At 65.7% G+C, this 17,983-nt stretch carries 17 protein-coding genes and 1 tRNA gene; 6 read left to right on the top strand and 12 right to left on the bottom strand.

Annotation, left to right across the window (positions count from 1 at the left end; translation table 11 throughout):
- Positions 1-90: 90 nt before the first annotated feature.
- The gene (locus KBY96_RS11625) at positions 91-3,297 is read left to right on the top strand and encodes a glycoside hydrolase family 15 protein (RefSeq protein WP_254979569.1); all 3,207 of its coding nucleotides are present in this window, start codon (positions 91-93) and stop codon (positions 3,295-3,297) included.
- Positions 3,298-3,312: 15 nt separating this feature from the next.
- On the opposite strand, the gene KBY96_RS11620 is transcribed toward KBY96_RS11625, so the two are convergent.
- From KBY96_RS11620 to KBY96_RS11605, 4 genes are all read right to left on the bottom strand, one after another.
- Positions 3,313-4,305 carry a Gfo/Idh/MocA family protein gene (locus KBY96_RS11620; protein WP_254979568.1) on the bottom strand — a complete coding sequence of 331 codons (993 nt, stop codon included), beginning with the start codon at positions 4,303-4,305 and terminating at the stop codon, positions 3,313-3,315.
- Between the two features lie 50 nt (positions 4,306-4,355).
- On the bottom strand, positions 4,356-5,678 hold the full coding sequence (locus tag KBY96_RS11615) for a hemolysin family protein (protein ID WP_254979636.1): 1,323 nt from the start codon (positions 5,676-5,678) through the stop codon (positions 4,356-4,358).
- A gap of 26 nt (positions 5,679-5,704) precedes the next feature.
- Positions 5,705-5,777 (bottom strand) — tRNA-Ile (locus tag KBY96_RS11610).
- Positions 5,778-5,798: 21 nt separating this feature from the next.
- Entirely contained in the window at positions 5,799-6,404 is a 606-nt protein-coding gene (locus KBY96_RS11605; RefSeq protein WP_254979567.1) for an Occludin/ELL family protein, read from the bottom strand.
- A gap of 190 nt (positions 6,405-6,594) precedes the next feature.
- Here KBY96_RS11605 and pyrE point away from each other — a divergent pair, with 190 nt between their 5' ends.
- Positions 6,595-7,158: an orotate phosphoribosyltransferase gene (gene pyrE / locus KBY96_RS11600; RefSeq protein WP_254979635.1), complete on the top strand. Its 564-nt coding sequence runs from the start codon at positions 6,595-6,597 to the stop codon at positions 7,156-7,158.
- Positions 7,155-8,132 carry a folate-binding protein YgfZ gene (locus KBY96_RS11595; protein WP_254979566.1) on the top strand — a complete coding sequence of 326 codons (978 nt, stop codon included), beginning with the start codon at positions 7,155-7,157 and terminating at the stop codon, positions 8,130-8,132. Before pyrE ends, KBY96_RS11595 begins: the two co-directional genes overlap by 4 nt.
- On the opposite strand, the gene KBY96_RS11590 is transcribed toward KBY96_RS11595, so the two are convergent.
- Positions 8,120-9,580, bottom strand: a complete 1,461-nt coding sequence (locus tag KBY96_RS11590; protein ID WP_254979565.1) for a TM0106 family RecB-like putative nuclease — start codon at positions 9,578-9,580, stop codon at positions 8,120-8,122. The two genes, KBY96_RS11595 and KBY96_RS11590, sit on opposite strands and share 13 nt — an antisense overlap.
- Positions 9,581-9,691: 111 nt before the next feature.
- Between KBY96_RS11590 and KBY96_RS11585 the strand changes: the two genes are divergently transcribed.
- The 3 genes from KBY96_RS11585 (at position 9,692) to KBY96_RS11575 (ending at position 13,630) form a co-directional block, all read left to right on the top strand.
- Positions 9,692-11,161, top strand: a complete 1,470-nt coding sequence (locus tag KBY96_RS11585; RefSeq protein ID WP_254979564.1) for a phosphoglucomutase/phosphomannomutase family protein — start codon at positions 9,692-9,694, stop codon at positions 11,159-11,161.
- A 5-nt stretch (positions 11,162-11,166) separates the two neighbouring features.
- Entirely contained in the window at positions 11,167-11,754 is a 588-nt protein-coding gene (gene rdgB, locus KBY96_RS11580; protein WP_254979562.1) for an RdgB/HAM1 family non-canonical purine NTP pyrophosphatase, read from the top strand.
- Positions 11,755-12,007: 253 nt separating this feature from the next.
- A complete protein-coding gene (locus KBY96_RS11575) occupies positions 12,008-13,630 on the top strand; it encodes an FAD-dependent oxidoreductase (RefSeq protein ID WP_254979561.1) in 1,623 nt (540 codons plus the stop codon).
- A gap of 147 nt (positions 13,631-13,777) precedes the next feature.
- Here the strand turns inward: KBY96_RS11575 and KBY96_RS11570 are convergent, their stop codons facing one another.
- The 7 genes from KBY96_RS11570 to KBY96_RS11545 all read right to left on the bottom strand — a co-directional run.
- Positions 13,778-14,185, bottom strand: a complete 408-nt coding sequence (locus tag KBY96_RS11570) for a type II toxin-antitoxin system VapC family toxin (protein WP_254979560.1) — start codon at positions 14,183-14,185, stop codon at positions 13,778-13,780.
- Positions 14,186-14,187: 2 nt separating this feature from the next.
- The gene (locus tag KBY96_RS11565; protein ID WP_254979558.1) at positions 14,188-14,445 is read right to left on the bottom strand and encodes a ribbon-helix-helix protein, CopG family; all 258 of its coding nucleotides are present in this window, start codon (positions 14,443-14,445) and stop codon (positions 14,188-14,190) included.
- Between the two features lie 247 nt (positions 14,446-14,692).
- The gene (locus tag KBY96_RS11560; protein WP_254979557.1) at positions 14,693-14,956 is read right to left on the bottom strand and encodes a type II toxin-antitoxin system RelE/ParE family toxin; all 264 of its coding nucleotides are present in this window, start codon (positions 14,954-14,956) and stop codon (positions 14,693-14,695) included.
- 629 nt (positions 14,957-15,585) lie between these two features.
- Positions 15,586-15,786, bottom strand: a complete 201-nt coding sequence (locus KBY96_RS11555) for a hypothetical protein (protein ID WP_254979555.1) — start codon at positions 15,784-15,786, stop codon at positions 15,586-15,588.
- A 151-nt stretch (positions 15,787-15,937) separates the two neighbouring features.
- Complete coding sequence (locus tag KBY96_RS16555; protein ID WP_396122319.1) at positions 15,938-16,111, bottom strand: PLD nuclease N-terminal domain-containing protein; 174 nt, start codon at positions 16,109-16,111, stop codon at positions 15,938-15,940.
- A 200-nt stretch (positions 16,112-16,311) separates the two neighbouring features.
- Positions 16,312-16,836, bottom strand: coding sequence for a hypothetical protein (locus KBY96_RS11550; RefSeq protein WP_254979554.1), 525 nt, complete (start codon positions 16,834-16,836; stop codon positions 16,312-16,314).
- A gap of 125 nt (positions 16,837-16,961) precedes the next feature.
- On the bottom strand, positions 16,962-17,983 hold a 1,022-nt coding region (locus KBY96_RS11545), incomplete at its 5' end, for a hypothetical protein (protein ID WP_254979553.1).

The following is a 17,983-nucleotide window of genomic DNA, read 5'->3' as shown; positions in this document are numbered from 1 at the left end:
ATGGGGTGCCCGCGCCGTCACTGCATCCCGCCACTGCATCCCATCTCCTCATCCCGCCGCCGCCTCCAAACCACCCCAGCGTTTCTCGACATGGCCAGCGCACCGCCCCTGACGGCCCTGGCCGATCCCGCCCAGGCCGAGGCGCTGCTCGACGAGCTGGATCGCCAGATCGAGCAGGTGCTGCTGGCGCGCCAGCATCCGATCACCGGCCTGCTGCCGGCCAGCACGGCCCACACGGTGCACGGCAACTACGGCGACGCCTGGGTGCGCGACGGCGTCTATTCCATTCAGTGTGTGTGGGGGCTGGCCCTGGCCCACCGCCGCCTGCGGGGCCCCAACCGGCGCAGCTTCGAGCTGGAGCAGCGGGTGCTGCAGCTGATGCGAGGACTGCTGAACGCGATGCTGCGCCAGGCGGGGAAGGTGGAGCGCTTCAAGCACAGCCGCAACCGGCTGGATGCGATCCACGCCAAGTTCGACACCGCCACCGGAAACCCGGTGGTGCCCGACGACGGCTGGGGGCACCTGCAGCTCGACGCCACCGGGCTGTTCCTGCTGCAACTGGCCCAGCTCACCCGCGCCGGGCTGGTGGTGGTGCGCTCCAGCCATGAGCGCGATTTCATCCAGAACCTGGTGTATTACGTGGCCGAGGCCCACCGGGTGGCCGACTACGGCATCTGGGAGCGGGGCGACAAGGGCAACCACGGCCTGCCGGAACGCAACGCCAGTTCGATCGGCCTGGTGAAGGCGGCCCTGGAGGCCCTCGAGGGCCTCGACCTCTACGGCCCCCATGGAGACGGCAGCTGCTGCCTGGTGATCCCCCATGACGCCATCGTGCGGCTGCGCCGTGCCCTGCAGGGGCTGCTGCCCAGGGAATCGGCCAGCAAGGAGGTGGATGCGGCCTGCCTGTCGGTGATCGGCTACCCGGCCTGGGCCGTGGAGGATCCCCAGCTGGCCGAACGCACCCGCAGCCGCATCCGCAACGATCTCAGCGGCGGTTACGGCTACAAGCGCTTCCGCCGCGACGGACACCAGACCGTGGTGGAGGACCACACGCGCCTTCACTACGAGCGCGAGGAGCTGGCCCAGTTCGAGCACATCGAGTGCGAGTGGCCGCTGTTCTGGGCTTACGAGCTGATCACGGCCTGCTGCGAAGAACGCTGGAAGGAGGCCCGCCAGTGGCGCCAGCGGCTGGCCAGCGTGAGCCTGGTGGTGGATGGCGTGGCCCTGCTGCCCGAGCTCTACCTGGTGCCGGAGGAAGCCGTGGCGGCTGAGCGCCGCCAGCCCGGCAGCCAGCCGCGGGTGGCCAATGCCAACGTGCCGCTGCTCTGGACCCAGAGCCTCACCTGGCTGGGAGATCTGCTGCTGGCGGGTCTGATCAGCCCGGCCGACCTCGATCCCAGTGGCCGGCGCCTGCCCGCCAGCCTCGGTGCCGAGCGGGTGCTGGTGGCCCTGGTGCCGGCCACACCCGCCATCGCCGCCCGCTTGCGCGAGCAGGAGCTGCCCTGCAGCCTCCAGGACGGCGCCTCCCAGGGCTTCTGCATCGGGCCCTCCGCGGCCCTGGCCCAGCGCCTGGCCCAGGTGGGGGCCAACCCCGGCCTGGGGCTGAGCGGCCACCCCCCAAGCAACATGCGCACCCTGGCCACCGCCCGTCTCTACCGCCGGCCGGATGGGGCGGGTGGGGCGGAGCGGCTGGCCTTTCTGCCGGCGGTGCTGGAGGAGGGCAGCTTCTACCTGGCCGACGACCCGGAGCAACTGGTGGACAGCGTGGTGGCGGAGCTGAACCTGCTGCGCCGCCACTGGCGCGGTCCCGGCGAGCCGCTGCTGCTGATCCCGATCACCGAGGGAGCCTTCCGGGCCGGCCCCGAGCCCCTGCTGGCCCTGGCCCAGCAGCTGCGTGCCGGGGTGGTGGACGACGTGCCGGTGCAGCTCGGCACCCTGGAGGAGCTCTCCGACCGGGCGAGCTGGGTGGACCTGCCCGCCGAGGCCGGTGCCGGCACCAGGGCCCCATCCCCCCACACCCCACTGCAGGCCAGCAGCCCCCAGGCGCCGCTCACGGCCGCCGAGGAACTGGAGCTCGAGCGCGGCGATCTCAGCGTCGCCGACCTGGCCGAACGGCTCTGGACCAGCACCTCCCTCGAGGAGCAGGCCGAGGTGCTCGAACAGCTGGGCCGCCGCCTCGGCGGCGATGCGCGGCTGCTGGGCCCGGACGGCCAGTCGGTGGCACTGCGGGGCCTGTTGGAGGAGGTGTACCACCGGGCCCTGGCAGCAGCCGACTGGGATGGGGTGCGGCGCATGGCCGCCCAGCTGCAGCTGGTGCATCCCCAGCTGGAGGATGCCCTCACCGACCTGCTGGCCCGGCAGAAACAGGTGGTGGTGGGACGCAACTACACCGTGGACTCACGGATCACCAGCCCCCGCTCCAGTGGCGCGATCGCGGCCATGATCCGCCGCTTCAGCGGCGAGGACGGGCGTGAGTGGATGCTGCAGCAGGAACTGCTGCTGGCCCTCGATGGCCTGGCGCGCCACGAGCCCAGCCTGCTGAGCGGCAGCCTCACCCTTCAGCTCGGGCAGCTGCTGCTGCTGCTCACCGGTGAACTGGCCCTGGAAGGCGACCTCAGCCCGATCGAGGCCTTCGAGTGCCTCTGCCGCCAGCCCCCCCACGCGATCCGCCGCCGCCTGCGGGCGGTGTTGCTGGATGCCGACCATGCCCGCACCGCCCTGCAGCGCAAGGAGCAGCTGCACGTGAGCGGGCGGGTGCGCTGGACGGCACCGGTGCCGCTCGAAGACCTCCCCGGTGGCGAGTGCTGGCTGCAGCACCGCATGCGCCTCGGCGCCCTGGGGCGGGTGCCGCGCGACTTCTACGCCGGCGTGTGGGAGTTGCTGCATCACTGCCGCGGCATCGTCATCGGCGACAAGCTGGAGAAGCGCAATCGCCTGGCCAGCGAACCGCTGCTGAGCGAGAAGACCCCGGGTGAGCGCAACTTCGCCTCCCTGGTGGAGCATCTGCTCAGCAAGATCGAGGCGTCGGAGTACCGCCAGCTGTGCACGGAAACCCTGATCACACTGATCGCCTTCGTGGAGGCCAACCCCCAGGTGCGCTTCGAGGACGACCTGGCCCTCGATGTGGTGATCGGCCACGCCGTGCGGGTGGGTTGGCAGGGCAGTCACCCCCAGGTGCCGGCCGGCGACTACAGCCTGCACAAGGCCGCCGCCTGGGACCGCTTCTACCGGGCCTCCCCGGCCGATTGCCGGCGCTGGCAACTGGAGGCGCTGCGGGAGCTCAGCCAGGACGCCTGAATCGGATCGGCGGGATCAGATCGGCTCTTCGAGGTTCAGGGAGAGACTGGGCTGATCCACGCACTGCTCGATCAGGTCGGCCAGCAGCAGGGCACGCGAGGCCTGCAGGCCATCCACCGCCGGCGACTCATCGCCGCGAACGCAGGCCAGGAAGTGGGTGAGCTCGGCGTAGAGGGGCTCGATCGAGGTGGTGCTCACCTCCTCCACCAGACCATCGGAGCGGTACACCAGCTCGCCGTGGTCGGCACTCACCGACTGATGGGAGCGCCGGTGGATGTGCAGGGTGCGGTTGAGGAAGTCGGTTTCCACCAGGCTGGCGCGGCAGTGGGCGCTGAGGCTGCGGATCTTGCGGTGGGCCATCTTGCTGGCCGTGAGGCTGGCCACCACGCCATTGGCGAAAGCCAGGGTGGCGTTCACGTAGTCGATCGGACCCTCGCCGCTGCGCCCCCCCGCCGCCGCCAGCCGCAACACCGGGGCACCGGCCAGCTCCAGCACCAGGTCGATGTCGTGAATCATCAGGTCGAGCACCACCGACACGTCGTTGGCGCGCTCGGGATTGGGGCTGTGCCGCCGGGCCTCCAGCACCACCACCTCCTCGCTGGCCACCACCTTCACCAGCTCCCGGAAGGCGGGGTTGAAGCGTTCGATGTGGCCCACCTGCAACTGCACCCCGGCCGCCTCAGCGGCGGCGATCAGCTCCGCGGCCTCCTCCTGGCTGGCCGCGATCGGCTTCTCGATCAGCACGTGCTTGCCCGCCTGCAGACAGGCCAGCCCCACCGGGTGATGCAGCAGGGTGGGCACGGCGATGCACACCGCATCCACCTGCTCCAGGAGCTGCTGATGGCTGGGATACCAGGCACAGCCGAATTGCTGGGTGGCCAGCCGACCCCGCCCCCGGTCTGGATCCGCCACCCCCACCAGCTGGGCGTCCTTGATCAGGCTGAGCACACGAGCGTGGTGCCAGCCCATGTTGCCGATGCCGATGACCCCCACACGGACCGGGTTCATGGCAACGGTATGCAGACGGGCTGATTATCAACGATCGTCAGGCTCCCGGCTCAGCGATCGGGAGCGGCGGCCGGATCCAGCGGGTCTGCGGCGGCCGGTTCGGGAGGGCGCGCGATCTGCACCCTCTCGATGCGCGGACCGTCCATGGCCAGGATCTGAAACTGATACCCCCCCCAGCGCAGGCTTTCGCCGGCGGCGGGGATGTGCTGCAGGCGTTCCAACAGGAAGCCCGCCAGGGTGTGGTGGTCGTCGGCCTCGGGCAGGGGCAAAGGCAACTGGCGATTGAGCTCGAAGATCTCCAGTTCGCCGGCCACCGACCAGCAGCCCTCCCCCAGGGTGGTGAGAAAGTTGTGGGGTTCAAGGGGATTGTCCTCCTCACCCACGATCTCGCTGGTGAGGTCGGCCACGGTGACCAGGCCCTCGGTGCCGCCGTGTTCATCCACCACCACCAGCAGGGGCTGGCCGCTGCGGATCAGCGGCAGCAGCTCCGCCAGTGAGGCACTCTCCTGAACCTGGGCCACCGGCCGGATGAAGGGGGCCAGGGGGGAATCGGGCTGAAGCAGACCGCGGGCGATGGGATCGGCCAGGTGGCGCAGGTCGAGCACGCCGCGCACATCGTCGAGGGAGCGGCCGATCACCGGGAAGCGGGCGTGGGCGGTGTCGTGCACGACCCGCATCAGCTCGGCGAAGCTCACCTCCAGCGGCAGGGTGACCATGCCGGAGCGGGGCACCATCACTTCCCGCACCCGGGTGTCGCGCAGGGAGAACACGCCCTCGAGGATGTTGCGCTCATCGGGCATCAGACCGGTGACACCACCGGTTTCGATCAGGGTTTCGAGCTCCTCCGCCGACATCACCGGCACCAGCTGATCCCAGTTGCGCGGCAGACCCAGGAGCCGCAGAAGCAGGGCGCCGAGCCGTTCCACCAGGCCCAGCAGAGGGGCCAGGCTGCGGCTGAGGGCCGCCAGCAGCGGCGCCAGCCGCAGAGCTGAGCGCTCGGGGCTGTGCAGCACCCAGGCCTTGGGCGCCAGGCCGCCGAACAGGGTGGCCACCAGCACCATCACCAGGAACACCGCCAGATCCAGCCAGGCCTGGGGCAGGCTGTAGGTGCCCCTGGTCAGCATTGGCGCCAGCCGTTCGGCGAGGCCGCGGCCGGCCCAGCCGAAGGCCACCAAGGCCAGCACCGAGCCCAGCTGGGTGGCCACCAGGGCGCGACGCAGGCGGCGCTGGAGCTTGGCGATAGCGGCTGCGCCGGGCTCACCGGCCTCCACCAGCTGATTCACCCGGCTGGGCCGCAGCTGGATCAGTGCGGCCTCTCCGGCCGAGAAGAAGGCCCGCAGGGCCACCAGTGCCGCCAGGGCCAGAAACAGCATCACGGCATCGGGGCCGGCCACAGGCATGGGGGTCGCGAGGATCGAACTCGCCTTGGGCGGATTATGAGTCCGCTGCATTCACCAGATTGCTAGACCCCCGGGCACGCCCGAAGGTCAGGCTCACCAGAGGCCGCGCACGGGCACCGACCAGGTGTCGCCGCTCCCCTGCATGGAAAACGACTGCGGCGCCTCCTGCGAGCCGCGCTCCACCGTTAGCGGTTCGGCGCCGCCGCTGAGGCTGCCCGAAAACCCACTCGAGATATCGCCGGTGCGCAGGGGCATCGGATCGTGCTGCTGGTCGAGCAGGAACCGGGTGGTGTTCTCCACGGCGCTGCCGTCCCAGATGATGGTCTGGTCGGTGAAGCCAAGGCCCATCACCCGGTTGCCCTCGCGGCCACCCATGGCGATGCCGAACAGATCGGTGATCTGGTTGGTGAGGCTGACACCGCGGGCGAAGGGAGCGGTGTAGCTGAAGAAGCGCGCCTCCATCAGCTCGGGCACGGTCTGCACGGTGCCGCAGCGGGTGACTTCCACCGGGGCTGCAGGGGAAGAGCCGGCAGCGGCCGGGGCAGGGGCCTCCAGGGTGGTGGTGCAGACCACGGGACCGGCCAGGGCAGGTGCGGCAAGGGGGCCCACCACCAGGGCGCACGCTGGCAGGGCGAGAGCTGGCAGGGCAGCGCCGAGCAGCAGGGTGGGGGAGCAGGTCAGGCGGGAACGGGGGGACATGGCCGGGACCTCAGGAAACTGGTGGAGCGGGGCTGGGAAAACCGCGGAACAGCGGATGGGGGGAGAGCAGCCCTGAGGCATCTGCCAGAGATGGTGTCTCCGCATCCAAACTAGGCAATTCAGCGCCGTTCCACCAGTGTCGTCTCTGGAGTCAAAGCCCCGGCTCACCCTGCCGAGCGAAGCGGCGGCGATGCGCCGCCTGCTGCTGGAGCGGCTCGCCGCCCGCGCCTACCGCCACGGCAGCTTCACCCTGGCCTCCGGACGCACAAGCCCCCACTACGTGAACTGCAAACCGGTGAGCCTCAGCGGCGAGGGGCTGGCCCTGCTGGGCGCGCTGCTGCTCGAGCTGGTGGAGGCCCAAGCCGCCGCCGTGGCCGGCCTCACCCTGGGGGCCGATCCGCTGGTGAGCGCGGTGGCCATGCGATCCGCGCTCGACGGCCGCGCGCTCGAGGCCCTGATCGTGCGCAAGCAGGCCAAGGGCCACGGCACCGGCGCCTGGCTGGAGGGCCCGCTGCCCGCCGCGGGCAGCACGATCACGGTGCTGGAGGACGTGGTGACCACCGGCGGCTCGTCGCTGCAGGCGGTGCACCAGCTGCGCGACGCCGGCTACCAGGTGAACCGGGTGGTGGCGATCGTGGACCGTCAGGAGGGCGGCCTGGAGGCGATGACGGCGGCGGGGCTGGAGCTGCGCAGCCTGTTCCAGCTGGAGGAGGTGGCGGCCTGCCGCGCCGCCATGGCGGAGAGCGCGCGATGAGCCGCCTCTGGAACTGGCGGCCGGAGCGCCCCGCCCTGATGCGCCAGCCGGCGAGCCTGATCCGCCTGGAGGGCAGTGACAGCCTGCGGGTGCTGCACGGCCAGACCAGCGCCGCCATCGAGGGCGCCCGGCCGGGCCAGTGGATGTCCACCTGCTGCATCAGCCCCACCGCCCGCCTGCGGGCCCTGGCGGAGGTGCTGGTGGATGGCGACGGGGCCTGGCTGGCGGTGAGCGCCGGTGACGGCGAGCAGGTGCATCAGGCCCTCGATCGGGTGCTGTTCCCCGCCGACCGGGTGCGACTGCAGCCGCCCCGGGCCGGCTGGCTGCTCACGCCGGTGCCGGGCCGGCAGGAGCCCCCCAACGCCGGCGAGTCGGGCGAATGGCAGGAGCTGGAGAATGGCGGCGGCTGGCAGCTGGGCAGCGGCGCCCTGGGGCTGGGCCTGGTGCTGCGCCAGGAGGCAGCCCTGCCGCCGGCCTGGGCCGCGCGGGAGCCCCTGGGTGCGGCGGAGCAGGAACGTTGGCGCATCCAGAGCGGTCTGCCGGCGGCGCCCGGCGAGATCAACGACGACCACAATCCCTTCGAACTCGGCCTGGCCGATCGGGTCAGTCTCAGCAAGGGCTGTTATGTGGGCCAGGAAACCCTCGCCAAGCTCGCCACCTACGACGGGGTGAAGCAGCAGCTGCGGCGCTGGCACTGGCCGGCGGCGGCAGCGGCAGCCGGCACCCCCCCTCCGGCCCCTGGCCAGGCGCTGCACGACCCCGCACCAGCAGCCGACAATGCCCGGCTGGGCGTGATCAGCTCCGCCATGGCGCTGGCCGGCGGCGACTGGATCGGCCTGGCGCTGGTGCGCCGCCGCGCCCTGGATCACATCCAGCTGCAGGCCGGGCCCGGTGGCGCCGCCCCCCGCCTGGAGATCTCGGTTCCGGATGGCTTCGTGAGGCCGCCGGTGGGGACGGGATCTCAGGCCTCCTGATCCAGGAGCCAGCACACCACCGCCCAGGTGGCCAGGTTGTCATCGCGGTTGTAGGTGAAGATGCGCCGCAACCGGGCGGTGCCGCCATCGCGGCGCCACTGCCGCCACCAGAGCAGGCAGCGGGCCCCATCCACCCCGGCCTGGCTCCAGCGGAACCCCAGCCAGCTGGCCACCGCCTTGAGCCCGTAGCTGCTCACGGGCAGACGCCAGGAGCGCCGCAGCCGGGCATGGACATCGAGCAGGCGCGCCCTGAGGGCTTCGATCTCGCCATCCTCAGCGCCCTGGCGACGGGCCAGGCGCAGCAGAGCGATCGCCTCGGTTTCGCCGTAGTGGAGCAGCGGCCAGCCCGGATAGCGGGCCAGAAAGCGGCGCAACCGCAACCACAGCCGCGCTTCGCCATGCTCCTGGAGAGCCAGCAGGGGCTGGTAGCGCCAGCTGGGGTCGGCGCGGCGCGGCCAGGCCTCGAGCGGGTCCGCCGACGGCAGCCGCGGTACCACCACGAACCCGTGCAGGAAATCGTCGCGGGCGTCGGGATCCGATTCGATGTCGTAGAGCAGCACCCCCGGGGCCCTGGCCAGCTCCGGCAGAGCCGGCACCGGGCGTGCTGCGCGGCGCTCGGGCCGGGCCGCCGCCTGCACCCGCGCCTGGGCCACCAGCTCGGCGGCCACCTCGCGGTGCTGCTCACCGTGCACCGCCAACGCCTCGGCCAGGACCGCGGGATCGCTGGCGGCCAGGTCGCTCAGATTGCTGATGCCCTGCTCGAGCAGCAGGTCGCGGCGCCGACCGCCGATGCCGCTCACCTCGCTGAGGTGGCCGAGGCGGCTGGCCTCCTGATCGCAGAGCCCGCGCCAGCCGCAGAGCACACACTTCTTGCGGTCGGCCACCAGGGGCGGCGGCTCCGGCCGGCGCAGATCCCCGGCCAGCCGCTCCAGGGCCTCATCGAGCTGGCGCTGCAGGCCGCTGCCCAGCGGCAGCCGCTGACGCTCCAGGCCCCGGCCCCCGCCGGCCAGCACCAGGGCCTGGGGCACCGGCGCCTGCTGGCGCTCGGCCAGCAGGCGGCCCCAGAGGGTGAGCAGCAGGCGGTGTTCACGGGTGAGGTGGCGGCCCTGGCGGCCCAGCACGGGCCGGTAGGCGTGATCCCCCCACACACTCGGCCCCGCCACCCGCTCCAGCAGGGCCGGGTGGGCCTGCACGGCCAGCCCGCCGGGGCCCTGGCCGTGCAGCCGCAGCCCCACCACCCCAGGGGCCGCAGCGGCACAGGCCGCCTCCCCGCGGCCGGGCTTCTGGGGCAACAGGCTCTGGAAGCTGGCCAGCTGGTCGCTGAGGGCCAGGGCGCGGTGGGCGCTCCAGAGGCGCTGAGCCGGCTCGCCATGGCGATCGAGCCAGGCGCGGCGCTTGCAACGCAACCAGCTGCGCAGCAGCCGGTCGGTGATCACCTGCTCAGACATGGCAGCACGCTAGGCAGCCACGGCCTGGGTCCTGGCCGGGGGCAGCGTCCTTGGCCAGGCGCGGCGGAACTCGGGCAAGCTGGCGGCCGTAGTGTTCCACCGCCGGCGCCCATGGCCTCAGCCCCCCTCCCCCTGGCGCCCAGTGCCATCGCCTTCGGCACCGACGGCTGGCGGGGCATCCTCGGTGTGGACATCACCGTGGAGCGGCTGCTGCCGGTGGCGGCTGCCGCCGCCGCCGAGCTGGCCTACGCCGCGCCCGAGGGGCTGGCGAGCCGCGAGGTGGTGATCGGCTACGACCGCCGCTTCCTGGCCCCGGAGCTGGCCGAGGCGATCTGCAGTGCCGTGCGCGGGGTGAACCTGACGCCACTGCTGGCCACCTCCGCCACCCCCACGCCGGCGGCCAGCTGGGCGGTGGTGGAGCGCGGTGCCCTCGGCGCCCTGGTGATCACCGCCAGCCACAACCCGCCCGAATGGCTGGGCCTGAAGATCAAGGGACCGTTCGGCGGATCGGTGGAAGGCGACTTCACCCAACGGGTGGAGACGCGCCTGGCGGCTGGTGGCATCAGCGTGCCGAGCCCCGGCGAGCTCCAGCGCTTCGACGCCCTCGGCAGCTACGTGAACGGCCTGCGCAGCCGGCTCGACCCCGCCCCGCTGGCGGCGGGGCTGCAGCAGCTGGGGCTGACGGTGATTGTGGATCCGATGCACGGCTCGGCGGCGGGCGTGCTGCCGGCCCTGCTGGGCCCGGAGGCGATCGCCAGCGGCGCCATCCAGGAGATTCGGGCGAACCGCGATCCGTTGTTTGGTGGAAACCCACCCGAGCCCCTGGCCCCCTACCTGGGCGAGCTGATCAGCGCCGTGCAGGCGAGCACCGCTGCCGGCCGGCCGGCGATGGGAATTGTGTTCGATGGCGACGGTGACCGCATCGCCGCCATCGACGAGCGCGGCCGCTTCTGCAGCACCCAGCTGCTGATGCCCCTGTTCATCGACCATCTGGCCCGGGCCCGGGGGCTGCCGGGCACGGTGATCAAGACCGTGAGCGGCTCCGACCTGATGCGGCGGGTGGCCGAGGACCTGGGCCGCCCGGTCGTGGAGAAGGCCGTGGGCTTCAAGTACATCGCCGCCGAGATGCTCGCCGGGGAGGTGCTGGTGGGTGGGGAGGAGTCGGGAGGCGTGGGCTTCGGCATGCACCTGCCCGAGCGCGATGCCCCCTTCGCCGCCCTGCTGCTGATCGAGGCCCTGGTGGAGGGCGGCGTGCCCCTGGGCGAGCGCCTCGATGCCCTGCAGCGGGCCCATGGCGGCGCCGCCAGCTACGACCGACTCGACCTGCGGCTGGCGGACATGGCTGCCCGCCGGCGCCTGGAGGAGCAGCTGGCGCAGGCGCCCCCGGAGCAGGTGGCCGGGGAGCCGGTGCTGGAGGTGATCCGCACCGACGGCGTGAAGCTGCGCCTGGGCCCCAGCCACTGGCTGATGCTGCGCTTCTCCGGCACCGAGCCGCTGCTGCGGCTCTACTGCGAGGCGCCCAGTGCCGAGCGCGTGGCCGAGGTGCTGGCCTGGGCACGCCGCTACGCCCTGGAGGACTGATCGCCATGAGTTCCTTGTTGGTGATCGCCAGCGGCAATGCCGGCAAGGTGCGCGAATTCGGCCACATGCTGGCCGGGTTGCAGTTGCAGATCCGCCCCCAGCCAGAGGGCCTGGAGGTGGAGGAAACGGGCGACACCTTCGCCGAGAACGCCCGGCTCAAGGCGTCGGCCGTGGCCCGCGCCAGCGGCTGCTGGGCCCTGGCCGACGACTCCGGCCTGAGCGTGACCGCCCTGGGCGGCACCCCCGGCGTGCATTCAGCCCGCTATGGCCCCAGCGACCCCGAGCGCATCGCCCGGCTGCTGCGGGAGCTGGACGGCGCCGGCGACCGCTCGGCCCGGTTCACCGCCGCCCTGGCGGTGGCCGATCCCAGCGGCACCATCCGCCTCGAGGTGGAGGGCATCTGCCCGGGCGAAATCCTTGAGGAGCAACGCGGCACAGGCGGCTTCGGCTACGACCCGGTGTTCTTCGTGCCCGAGGCAGGGCTCACCTACGCCGAGATGGACAAGGCTCTCAAGGGCCGCATCGGCCACCGGGGCCAGGCCTTTGCCCTGCTGGCGCCGCAGCTGCGGGAGCTGCTGGATGCAGGGTTGTGAATCCTGGGCGGCGGGTCAGGTGTATGGCCGGGTCAAGGAGTGGCAGCACGATCAGGGCCAAGCAGAGGAAGGATCCTTGCTGTAACCATCAGCAGAACTTCAGAAGAAGCTCGCTCCATCAGCCTGGCTTTAACGTAGGGATGCTTCCAACCTGCTCGCGGCCTGTCAGCGCTGTGAATTCAAGCCAAACCAAGCCCCCGCGATCAGGGACATACCAGGACTTGCGGGAGATGAGCCGACGTTCGTAGCAGCCATGCCAGACGCGACCATGCCCGGCGGAAGACGATCCCATGCAGTCGTCATCGGAGCCGGATGGGCAGGTTGGGGCGCAGCCAAGTCACTCTGTGAAGCCGGTATTCGTGTCACTTTGATTGATGGGATGCCCGATCCAACAGGCAGAACACCAATCACAACCAAAAGCGGCAAACCTTTCGAGGCAGGCACCAGAGGTTTTTGGAAAGACTATCCCAATATCAACGCGCTCACCGATGAACTCGGCGTTGGCGATATCTTCACTGACTTCACATCCAGTGCCTTCTGGTCGCCCGATGGGCTAGAAGCAACAGCGCCCGTCTTTGGAGAATCACCCCAATGGCCAAGCCCCCTTGGCCAGATGGTGGCAACAATCACCAACTTCACACGACTACCCATTCAAGACCGGCTCAGCATCGCAGGGCTTCTCTATGCGATTCTTGACCTCTATCGCAGCGACAAGATATTCCAGCAGTACGACGATCTCGACGCGCAATCACTCTTTGTCAAGCTCGGCATCAGCGAGCGACTCATCAATGAGTTCTTGCGCCCCACCTTGCTTGTTGGCTTGTTCAAGCCGCCCGAAGAGCTTTCGGCTGCGGTCACCATGGAGCTCCTCTATTACTACGCCCTGGCCCACCAAGACTCATTTGATGTCCGTTGGATCAAGTCGAAAAGCATCGCGGAACATCTGTTTGCACCTCTGAGCCGAAGGCTGATTTCCCGTCATCATCTGCAGGTCCTTGGGGGAACGTTGGTGAAACGGGTGACGATGTCATCTGACTCGCAGCGCGTCAGCTCGGTTGAGCTTAAGAACGTGGCCACCCAAACAGTTCAGGTGATTGACGATGTGGATGCTGTGGTCCTGGCCGTTGGTGTCAAAGGGCTCAAGGCTCTGATGGCTCAATCTCCAGAACTCAGCAAGGCAGCACCAGAGCTTGTTTGCGCTGCTTCGCTTGGTGCCATCGATGTGGTGTCAGCACGTCTATGGCTGGATCGTTATGTTCCAATCGCTTACCCGGCCAACGTGTTCTCCCGCTTCGAATCACTGAAGGGCGCTGGGGGCACTTTTTTCATGCTGGATCAGCTGCACCAAGATGCGCAACAGGCTCTCTGGGGTGATGAGCGGCCCCAGGGCTCGGTGGTCGCCAGCGACTTTTACAACGCATCGGCCATCGCAGCGATGAGCGATCAAGAGATCATTGATCGGCTCACGCATGACCTGCTTCCCATCGCTCATCCGGAATTCACCAATGCCAGGGTGGTTGATTCCGAGGTGCGGCGCTATCCAGGCTCGGTGTCGCTCTTTTCTCCGTGCAGTTTCAGAAAACGGCCACCCTTGGAAACCTCAGTGGAGTCGATCGTCTGTGCTGGTGACTGGGTGCGGATGGGCGACAAAGAACATGGAGCCAAGGCACTGTGTCAGGAACGGGCCTATGTGTGCGGGCTGGAGGCAGGGAACTCCCTGATCAGGCGCAAGATTGTCAACGGTGCGGATCACTCGCATCCCATTCTGCCCATTCGGGCAGACGAGCCACAAGTGGTTCTAGGCCGTGCTCTCAACAAGCTCGTGATGGATCCAATCGAAGCCCTTGGCCTGAAACTGCCGTGGTTCAACTCCTAACGCTGCCTCTGAGTGGCAGGCATGAAACCTGCGGTGGCGCAGCAAAGAGCTGGTGGTGGCCTGTTCACTTGAGGGATGTGTTCGAAGTGTCGCTTCTCCATAGGCAACGTCAGGAGACCTTCGCATCTACTGGAGGATCCATGGCAACTACGGGCTGACCAAAGGAATCGTTTGCCTTCCATGGCGGCGGTAGATATGGAAGTCGCTATCGGTAGTGAGAAGCAATGGTGAATCGTTCATCTCCGCAAGCCGAATCAAAGCAACATCAGCTAGAGATGCAGGAACATTCTCATACCTCTTGAAGAGTGAACTCACAGAGCCGATCTGCTCCTGGAGCACGAAAGGCAATTGAACGACCCCTCGCTCAATCAACTGCAACGCCAGGGAAGGATCAAAACCGGAGCGCTTCAGCAGGAAACAAGTCTCCGCAACGACAGCCTCACAGCTCAGCAACGGAGGCTGAAAAGACTGAAACTGTTCAAGAGCCCATCGATGATGGGTATCGTTGCGACTCAACAGGGCAACCCAAGGGCCTGTATCCAGCAGTACCGCCATATTCAGTGTTTACCGAAGTCAGACATGTATGCAGGGTTGAATGAAAGATCTACTGGTCCATCTTCACAACATCCCACCAAATCGGCCACCAGATCAGCTGCTGATTGTCGTGCTGAGCCATCCACACCCTGCTCTGAGGACTGGAGAAACGCCGTCAATGCTCGTCGAACCAGCTCAGACTTGCTCAGCCGACGACGATGTGCCTGCTCTGTGAGCTGCGCATCCAGGGCTTCGGTCAACTTGAGTGAGATCACCGCCATGGCAAGCACCCCGCCGCTACCCCGTCATCCTACCAGTTGCCAAGCGGTATTACGAACATCGTTGGCGTGCTGTGCTCGGAATTGGCTGCAGGGTGTGCTTGTGCCAACAGCAGCGGCCTCCTCCACGAGACATTTCTGCTCGGTCTTACCGATCCTTCGAACGCTCAAGATCAGAAGCGGGCAGGGAATCGGGCATCAACAACGTCCTGTACTCCCGCCTTCTGTATCTTGATGTTAGAAGGTCCACTCATCGATAGACATCTCTTCTGTGGCCAACCTTAATAACGTCGACAACGCGCGTCTCGTCATCGATGGAGTAAATGACCCGATAGTTGCCTTGGCGGACACGATAAAGATTGGGTCTTCCCGCGAGTTTTTCAGATCTTGATGGGCGCGGTTGAGTGGCCAGCAGTTTGATCTTCTCAATCAATCGTGTCAGCGTCGCCTTGTCTGAAATCGCTTGTAGCTCTTTAGTGGCTGATGACTTGATCGTGAGGCTATAGTCGGCCACTATTTCTTAGGCTTGTGACGAACTCTTCGAAGCTAGAGCTTGGCTCATCTTGCCTCTCATCAGCGTCTCTCAAATCATCAGCATCGTCGGCCAATGTCATGCGAACTGCTTCATTGACCATGTCTGATATTGAGCGGTTACATGCAGCAGCTCTTAAGCGCAGTGCACGATGTACATCCGCGTCGAAGTAGACCGTGGCCCGTTTTGTTTCATCCATCCCACGACCTTAGCGCTTTGACGTTCTGACGTCAAGACGGTGTGGCTGCCGGCTTCCCCCTGATCCTTCTAACGCTCAAGATCAGCGGCGGGCGATAGCTCGTTGCATTGAACAGGCATGCTTGGCTCCCCGACCGATGCATCTTGATGTTAGGCCTTAAAACGAAGCAATTGATCATACTCAGCATGACTACCAATCCAGACCCAGATCAAGTCATTGCTGCTTGCTTCAACAGCTAAAGCTCTGAATCGAAGTCCAACTCTGGCCGACCAAAACTTGCCGATCTTCTTGAAATGGAGCGAAGGATGGCGTGGCTCGGCTTTGAGCAATTCGAAGCAGCGATCAGCCTGGAGTTTCACCTCTGAAGGAAGTGAGTTATAGCAAGCCCAGAAGCGTGGGCTGGCCCGATGCCTCATAATTCAGAACATCGACCAGCCTTGCTGTCGCTGATTGCCTCGTTGGCTAGCCATTCCAAGTTGCCTGCAGTTATGTCATCCTCCATCTGCTGGTCCCAGTCCGTTGCGTCGAACGACTGGAACCAAGCCCGGAACTCGGCCCGCTTGGCCGGCGGCAGCTGCTGAACTGCAGCCTCAATCTCTTCGAGGGTGCTCATGAGTCCCATAATAGCTGAGTTCTCCAGCTGAGACGCGACATCCACCTGATAGGCCTAACGGCAAAGCTGATCAGCGGCGGACCATCGGCTCTGTGTTACCGCTGGATTCTATCCGCCGTCTGATCCAGCGTGTGGTTAGGCCTTGCGTGCGTTACGTATGAGTCGGGGGCGATGAACTCCGACCAAAGAAGAAGTAAGCGAGCGCGCCCACCCAGTGAGTCAGCGCGATGGCGATTATCCATCCGACTTGCTTGGTGTCGCCGCGGCTGATGCGCTTAGCGCAGTCAACGAGCATCCAAATCCAGAACGCGCTGAGAGCGATCATGAGCCCGACGAGCAGTAGCTCAGTGGGCCCAAGGCCGAACATGCCGATCATTATTGGTGTGTCCATGTGATGGATCGCGGTGGCGTATGTGGTCGAGCGGCCTAACGTTCGACATGAGCGGTGGACCAAGGGGCGCAAAGCGACCTTTGGTCCACCGCTCGATGGAGGGGTTAGGCCACATGCAAACGGCGAGCTGCTAGCTACATGAACCCCAAGCACAGCAGCATGGCCAAGGTAAGGAGAGAGCTGACCATAAAAAGCAAATTCGCCGCGAACAGCCACCGGTGTTTCACCATTGCGATTCGGTCGACCGTGCGACACCATCGACGCATCGCGTCCGTTAGATCTTCGCCGCTTACTCCCGATGGGTTGCTAGCGCGCTGCATCAACAGGTACGTGTCAATCGCCTCCATCTTGAGAGGAACGGTGCAGATTACTTTCGCCGCGCAAAACACCATCGCCAGCAACGGAAGAAAAAAGGCTCCAACAATCCACAGAGGAAATGGGAAATCGTTCTTCCATTTTCCAATGGCCACGACTGCAAAGAAAAGGCCCTGCAGCAGGCCTCCCGTGGCAATGAGTTGCTTCGCGGCTTCATCAAACCTCGCGATGACTTGCATCGGGCCATCAATGCGCGCCTTAGCCCAATGCTGGACTAATGTCTCAAACGACTGCCCGCTCTGAAAGAGACCGTGTGTCGCTATCGGATGACTCTCGTAGGGCATGACGGTACCTAGTGCGATGGAACGGCGCTGTAGATCATGAGGCCTAACGCTAAGATCAGAAGCGGGACAAAACCTTAGAATTGGCAGTTACCTAAATCTCCCGTCTTCTGAATCTTGATGTTAGGCTACGGCCTTGGAGATGCATTATTTTGCCGCTGCCACGTCTTTTGGCCCTTAGGATATGGCCATGTCGAGGCAACAACCAGTATGCCCACTAAAAAGATTATTATTGCCAATGCGATTCGGGAGCCGAAATTAGAGTCTGTTCCAATGATAGATCTAAGCGATAACGGGCCTGCAAGACTCGAATAAATACTTGGCCCAATTACAACCAGAAACGGAAATGCGCGGTGCAAGAAACTTATAGGCCCTTGAATTGAGGGATCTATAGCCAGAACAAAGTAGGCCGAGACGCCAATAAGCAACGTCGAGAGAATGTCTCCGCCGATGGTAGATGTCGTTTCACTGATAGATAACATCTCAGCCCGAAAGTACCTATAGCAAATTGGATATATGGCAAAGAAGATTATCGACCACTTCAAGGCCTCAACTGCTGGGGATAATTCAACTATAGATTTCTCCTGGGCCACAAGCGTCAACATTACAAGAACAATGAATGTTATTGATGCAACGAGAAGCGTTATAAACGTCTGCAATACGGCCAAGTTGGCTCGAGTCGGGTTTAACAGGCTCCATCCTTTCTGGAACTTGACATCAAGAGCAATCTTCATGAATCCTGAGGCTGGCATCCTTAGGATATCTTCTCGAGGGACTGGTCTATCTTGAGATAGCCCACTGGCTATCTCCTTGGCTTCTCTGGTTATGTTATTTCTCTCTCTGATCATTTCTTGTTCAGACGACAAACTTTCGATTCTGCTTCGAAGATCTGACGCAGAGGTTATTGCTTTTCGTGCGTAAGCAGGTTGTAGGCGATCAAAGGTTCTTGCAGTAACTATTGAATCAACTGCTGCGACTGTAGAAGCCAAGATTGATCCCACAAGAATAGCCACGGGCCAATTAGGGACTCCTGAAAAAGGGATCCGCCGGCTGGATCCAAATACTGCGAACGAGCGGCGCGTTGTCTGCCCAGACGCTTGGCTATACAGCGGCCAATGAATCGGCCATTTCAAGCTTCCAAATGTTCCTG

Origin of the sequence: Cyanobium sp. ATX 6A2, from assembly GCF_024346355.1 — a bacterium.
Lineage (GTDB): Bacteria > Cyanobacteriota > Cyanobacteriia > PCC-6307 > Cyanobiaceae > NIES-981.
The sequence above is the reverse complement of the archived record's forward strand: the minus strand, read 5'-3'. Positions and strand labels throughout refer to the sequence as shown.